6 protein-coding genes are annotated in these 5,362 nt (G+C 57.8%); all 6 read right to left on the reverse strand.

Annotated features, from left to right (window positions below):
• Positions 1–146 precede the first annotated feature (146 nt).
• Entirely contained in the window at positions 147–776 is a 630-nt protein-coding gene (locus AQS70_RS07300) for a class I SAM-dependent methyltransferase (protein ID WP_055102209.1), read from the reverse strand.
• Positions 777–816: 40 nt separating this feature from the next.
• On the reverse strand, positions 817–1,461 hold the full coding sequence (locus tag AQS70_RS07305; RefSeq protein ID WP_055102210.1) for a methionine ABC transporter permease: 645 nt from the start codon (positions 1,459–1,461) through the stop codon (positions 817–819).
• Entirely contained in the window at positions 1,451–2,572 is a 1,122-nt protein-coding gene (locus tag AQS70_RS07310) for a methionine ABC transporter ATP-binding protein (protein ID WP_055102211.1), read from the reverse strand. The genes AQS70_RS07305 and AQS70_RS07310 overlap by 11 nt, the downstream gene beginning before the upstream one ends.
• Before the next feature lie 2 nt (positions 2,573–2,574).
• Positions 2,575–3,366, reverse strand: a complete 792-nt coding sequence (locus AQS70_RS07315; RefSeq protein WP_055102212.1) for a MetQ/NlpA family ABC transporter substrate-binding protein — start codon at positions 3,364–3,366, stop codon at positions 2,575–2,577.
• 148 nt (positions 3,367–3,514) lie between these two features.
• On the reverse strand, positions 3,515–4,876 hold the full coding sequence (locus AQS70_RS07320) for an LLM class flavin-dependent oxidoreductase (protein WP_055102213.1): 1,362 nt from the start codon (positions 4,874–4,876) through the stop codon (positions 3,515–3,517).
• A partial coding sequence (locus AQS70_RS07325; protein ID WP_277620582.1) for an acyl-CoA dehydrogenase family protein occupies positions 4,876–5,362 on the reverse strand: 487 nt, incomplete at its 5' end. The genes AQS70_RS07325 and AQS70_RS07320, both read right to left, overlap by 1 nt.

The following is a 5,362-nucleotide window of genomic DNA, read 5'->3' on the forward strand; positions in this document are numbered from 1 at the left end:
CCTTAGTGCCATCAAGATAAGCCTTGATGGCGTTGAGCTTAAATTGCTCTGTGTACTTGCTCATGTTGAAACCCCAAAAAGTTGGATATGTGTCCAACTTTTTGGGGGCAGTCCAAAAATGTAGGAGCCAACTGATCTTTAAAAAATCAAAGACCGCTACGCCACACACTCACCAGCCAAGGCTGTTGCTCGCGGGGTAGGCCGGTGGGGCGGTAGTAGTGTTCCAGTTCTGTAAAACCCGCAGCGGTGAGCTGGGTTCGCCAGTTTTCAAGGTCGTGATAGGCGCCATAGCGCTGGCCATTCCAGCCTTCACGGTTGTCGCCCCGTGGGTTTGAGCTGAGCAGCACGCCGCCGGGTTTGAGGCTGGCGTGTAGCTTGCCCAGTACTTGCGCCAGTGATTGCGTCGGGACATGAAATAGCGAGGCGTTGGCGAAGATGCCATCGAAGCGTTCGGCAGGCAGGTCAAGCTTGAGGAAGTCCTGGTGCCACACTTCACAGCCGCTGTCTTCACGCGCCATTTGGGTGAAGCGCTCGGTGCCGTCCAGCCCGATAGCCACGTGCCCCAAACGGGTGAAGGCTTGCAGGTCACGCCCTGGGCCGCAGCCGAAATCCAGAATGGTAAATGGCGCCGCCGCCTGAATATGGCGCAATAAGGCGTCGATGTTCTGGCTGACGTCGTGATCGCGAGTCCCTTCGCGAAAGTCTTCCGCGCTCTGTTGGTAATGCGCCAAGGTGGTGGCAGCAATCTGTTCGAGGGTGTTGGGGTCCAGGGTCATTGCAGGCTCAGTCGGCGGTTGTGTTGCCGCCGACTATACCTCAGCGTTTGTTCAGTACACGCGCCAAACGGTCGCCGCCGAGCTGAATCACGGCCACAAGCACCACTAGCAATACGATCACCGTCAGCATGACTTGGGTATCAAATCGCTGGTAACCGTAGCGATAGGCGATGTCGCCCAACCCTCCCGCACCAATGGCTCCAGCCATGGCGGATGAGTTGATCATGGTGACGATGGTGATGGTAAAACCACCGACGATGCCCGGTAACGCTTCTGGCAATAACACGTGCCAGATGATGTGATGCCGCTTGCAGCCCATGGCTTGGGCGGCCTCGATCAAGCCATGGTCCACCTCGCGCAAGCTGACTTCGGCAATTCGCGCAAAGAACGGCGTAGCGGCGATGGTCAAGGGTACGACTGCCGCCCACACACCGTAGGTGGTGCCGACAATCAGGCGGGTAAACGGGATCAACGCCACCATCAATATCAGAAACGGGATGGAGCGAAACAAATTGACGAACGCGCCCAAGGCTTTGTTCAGCGCGGGGGCTTCGTAGATGCCGCCCTTGCCGCTGGTGACTAAGATCACCGCCAGCGGAATGCCCAAGATCAACGCGATCAGAGACGACACCCCGACCATCAAAAAGGTGTCGATCAACCCTTGCCACAAACGATCAAACCCCATAGCCCAGCACCTCGACCTGTTGTGCCCATTGTTCGGCGCGCTTGCGCAGTTCTTCAGCGCCCAGTGACGCACTGGTGACGCTCAGCAGCAGTTGCCCCAAGGCATGGCCTTGAATCTGCTCGACGCCGCCATGCAGCAAGCGCACTTGCCCGCCCAAGGCGCTAAACAGCGCGCCTAAATCGGGCTCTTGTGCTTGGCCGCCGGTAAAGCGCAGGCGCAAAATCACGTTGGATTGCGAGGTCTGTGGCGTCGCGGTGATGCGGTTTTGCAGCGCTTCGGGCACGTTGTCTTGCAGAGGTGCGAGCAAGGTTTTGCTGACCTCGTGTTGTGGGTTGCCGAACACTTGCCACACCGGGCCTTGTTCAACGACCCGACCTTGCTCCAGCACCACCACCCGATGGCAGATATCGCGGATCACCGCCATTTCATGGGTGATGAGGATGATGGTCAGGCCCAACCGCTGGTTGATTTCGCGCAGTAAGCCAAGGATCGACTGGGTGGTTTCGGGGTCGAGTGCTGAGGTGGCCTCGTCGCAGAGCAAAATGTGCGGGTCGTGAACCAGCGCACGGGCAATCCCGACGCGCTGTTTTTGCCCGCCAGACAGTTGCGCCGGGTAGGCTGTGTGCTTGCCTTGCAGGCCAACCAGCTCCAACAGCGCGCGGACTTTTTGTTCGCGCTGCTGCTTGGGGACGCCCGCGATCTTGAGCGGCAGCTCGACGTTCTGCCACACGGTTTTAGCTGACATCAGGTTGAAGTGCTGAAAAATCATGCCGGTCTGACGGCGCAACGCCACCAGCTTGTCTTCGTCAAACTCGCCGATATCGACTTGGTCGATTAGCACCCGGCCGTTGCTGGGTTGTTCAAGGCGATTGATGGTGCGAATCAACGACGATTTACCGGCGCCGCTGCGGCCAATGATGCCGAAAATTTCCCCGTGCTGAATCGCCAGATCAATGCCTTTAAGGGCGTCTACCGGGCCTTGGCGGCCGTCATAGGTTTTGCTCACGCCAATAAAACGCACGTGGGCGTTGTTCAGCTCCGGGTGCAGTTGGGTGCGCGTTGCACTGGGTTGCGGCTCGTCGAGCCGGGCGCGTTCAATGGCTGCGTTCATCGTCAGTTCTTCCAGCCAGGTTGGTACAGGGTGCCGTAGGTTTTATCCAGCGCAGCCTTTACCACCGGCGAGTGCTGATAAATGTCGATGAACTTGTCTAGGCGCGGGTCGCCCTTGCTCTTGGGCTGGATAACGAACTGGATGACGTACTCTGGGTGGTCAATACCATCGAATAGCAATGCGGAGGTCGCATCGAAGGTTTTAGCCAGACGAATGTAGGCTGGATAGCCCTGTACCAAGTCGGCATCGTCGTAAGCGCGTACCAGTTGCACGGCTTCGACTTGTAGGATCTTGAGCTTCTTCGGGTTGTCGGTGATGTCTTCTTCAGTGGCCTTATAGCCGACACCGGGTTTGAGCGTGATCAGCCCGGCTTTGGCCAGCAATTGCAGGCCGCGGCCACTGTTGATCGGGTCGTTGGCGATGGCCACGGTAGCGCCGTTCGGTAACTCATCGAAGCTTTTGTACTTTTTCGAGTACAGGCCCACGTTATTGATCACGCCTAGGGCGTAAGGCTCCAGATGAAAGCCACTGGCGGCATTGGCGTTTTCTAGGAACGGAATGTGCTGGAAGTAGTTCACGTCAATGTCACCGCTGGCCAAGCTGACGTTGGGGGCGATCCAGTCGGTGAACTCGACCAATTCCACTTTTAGCCCTTGTTTGTCAGCTTCAGCCACTGCGGCTTCCAATGGGATGGCAAAAGCGGCGGTGGTGCCGACTTTGAGCGGTTTTTCGGCGGCGAAGGCAAGGCTGCTGAACAGGCCGAGCGCGAGAACCAGAGCGTGTTTTTTGTTCATAAAATTCATCCGATAAAAGGGCTAAATGCGGTCTTCGTAGGAGCGAGCTTTAAGGTCAAAAGATCGCAGCCTGCGGCAGCTCCTACAATTTATTACTCAGCGCTGCTTATGCTTTGCGTAGGAGCTGCCGAAGGCTGCGATCTACAGGTCAGGCGTTAGGGCGGTAAGTCGCGCCCGTATGGCGTTCGGGCAGGTGTGCGTCACCCTCGACAAACAGTTTTTGTCGCAGGCTGCCGGTGTCATACGCGGTTTTGTAAGCGCCACGGCGCTGCAGCTCCGGGATCACCAGGTCGATGAAGTCGGCGTAGCTTTCGGGCGTGACGATGCGGGTTAGGTTGAAACCATCAAGGCCGGTTTGCTCGATCCACGATTCCAGTTCATCAGCGACTTGCTCAGGTGAACCCACCACCGTGATGTAACGCCCGCCCAGTGCGTGTTGCTCAAGCAGCTTGCGGCGTGTCCAGTCGTTGTTTTGCAGCACTTTGGTCGCCGATTGGATGGCGTTGCTCTTCACGTATTGGATCGGCTCATCCAGTTCGTATTCGGCAAAGTCGATGCCGGTGGAGCTGGCAAAATGCGCCACGCCGGCTTCGGCGCTGGCGTACGTTAGGTATTGCTCACGTTTGGCCAGCGCCTCGGCCTCGGTCGGTGCGACGATGACGTTAAGGCCCATAAACAGTTTGATGTCATCTGGGTTGCGGCCTGCCGCTGCTGCGCTGGCGCGAACACGGTCGACCTGAACTTTGGTTGCTGCCTTGGTCTGCCCGCTGATAAACACACATTCGGCATGGCGCCCGGCAAACGTCAGCCCACGGTCCGAACTGCCGGCTTGAAACAGCACCGGCGTGCGCTGTGGCGAAGGCTCACACAGGTGGTAACCCTCAACCTGATAGAACTCCCCCGCGTGTTGAACCTTATGCACTTTGTCGGGTTGGGCGTAGATGCGTTGCGCCGGGTCGTTCAGCACGGCGTCGTTCTCCCAACTGCCTTCCCAGAGTTTGTAGAGCACCTCAAGGTATTCGTCGGCTTGGTCGTAACGACGGTCGTGCTCCACTTGCTCGGTCAAGCCCATGGCCTTGGCCGCGCTGTCCAAGTAGCCGGTCACGATGTTCCAGCCCACTCGACCGCGGGTCAGGTGGTCGAGTGTCGACATGCGGCGTGCGAATAAATACGGAGGTTCGTAGGTCAGGTTGGCCGTTAAGCCAAAACCAAGGTTTTTGGTGACTGCAGCCATGGCTGAAACCAACAGTAATGGGTCGTTAACCGGCAATTGGATGGACTCTTTGAGCGGCACATCAATCGACTGTTGATAAACGTCGTACACGCCGACGATATCGGCGATGAACAGCCCGTCAAACAAACCGCGCTCCAGCAACTGTGCCAGCTCGGTCCAGTACTCCAAGGTGTTATAGCGAGTAGACGTGTCGCGAGGATGCGTCCACAACCCGTGGTTGATATGGCCAATGCAGTTCATGTTGAAGGCATTGAGCAGGATTTTCTTTTTGCTCATTAAATCGTCCCCCGCAGTGGTGGGTTTTCACTGTTGAGGTAGTAGTTGCCAATGGCGTGATACTTCCAGCGCACGGGGTCGTGCAGGGTGTGTACGCGGGCGTTGCGCCAGTGGCGATCAAGGCCGTATTGCGCCAGGCTGGCTTGGCTACCCGCCAGTTCAAACAGCGTGCTGGCGGCACTCAGCGAGACTTCAGTGCTGATGGCGCGGGCTTCAGCCACGGCAATCGAAGCGGCAGCGATAGTGCTGGCATTGGTGTTGGCTTGGGCAATGTCTAGAAACTCGCCGCTGCGCTCCAGCAATGCTTCAGCCGCATGCAGGCGCACGCTCAGTTGACCAAAGCTTTTAAGGGTCAGTGGGTCTTCGCTGGCGATGGGGGTGGTGGCGTCGATCCAGGGTCGGGTTTTGTGGCGCACAAATTCCAGCGCGTCTTCATAGGCTGCGCGCGCGATCCCGGTGTCGATGGCCGCGTGCACAATCTGCGCC

The organism is Pseudomonas endophytica (assembly GCF_001411475.1).
Taxonomy (GTDB): domain Bacteria; phylum Pseudomonadota; class Gammaproteobacteria; order Pseudomonadales; family Pseudomonadaceae; genus Aquipseudomonas; species Aquipseudomonas endophytica.

Coding starts and splice junctions, on each gene's coding strand:
- AQS70_RS07300 (WP_055102209.1), bottom strand. CDS start 776: ATGACCCTGGACCCCAACACCCTCGAACAGATTGCTGCCACCACCTTG.
- AQS70_RS07305 (WP_055102210.1), bottom strand. CDS start 1,461: ATGGGGTTTGATCGTTTGTGGCAAGGGTTGATCGACACCTTTTTGATG.
- AQS70_RS07310 (WP_055102211.1), bottom strand. CDS start 2,572: ATGAACGCAGCCATTGAACGCGCCCGGCTCGACGAGCCGCAACCCAGT.
- AQS70_RS07315 (WP_055102212.1), bottom strand. CDS start 3,366: ATGAACAAAAAACACGCTCTGGTTCTCGCGCTCGGCCTGTTCAGCAGC.
- AQS70_RS07320 (WP_055102213.1), bottom strand. CDS start 4,876: ATGAGCAAAAAGAAAATCCTGCTCAATGCCTTCAACATGAACTGCATT.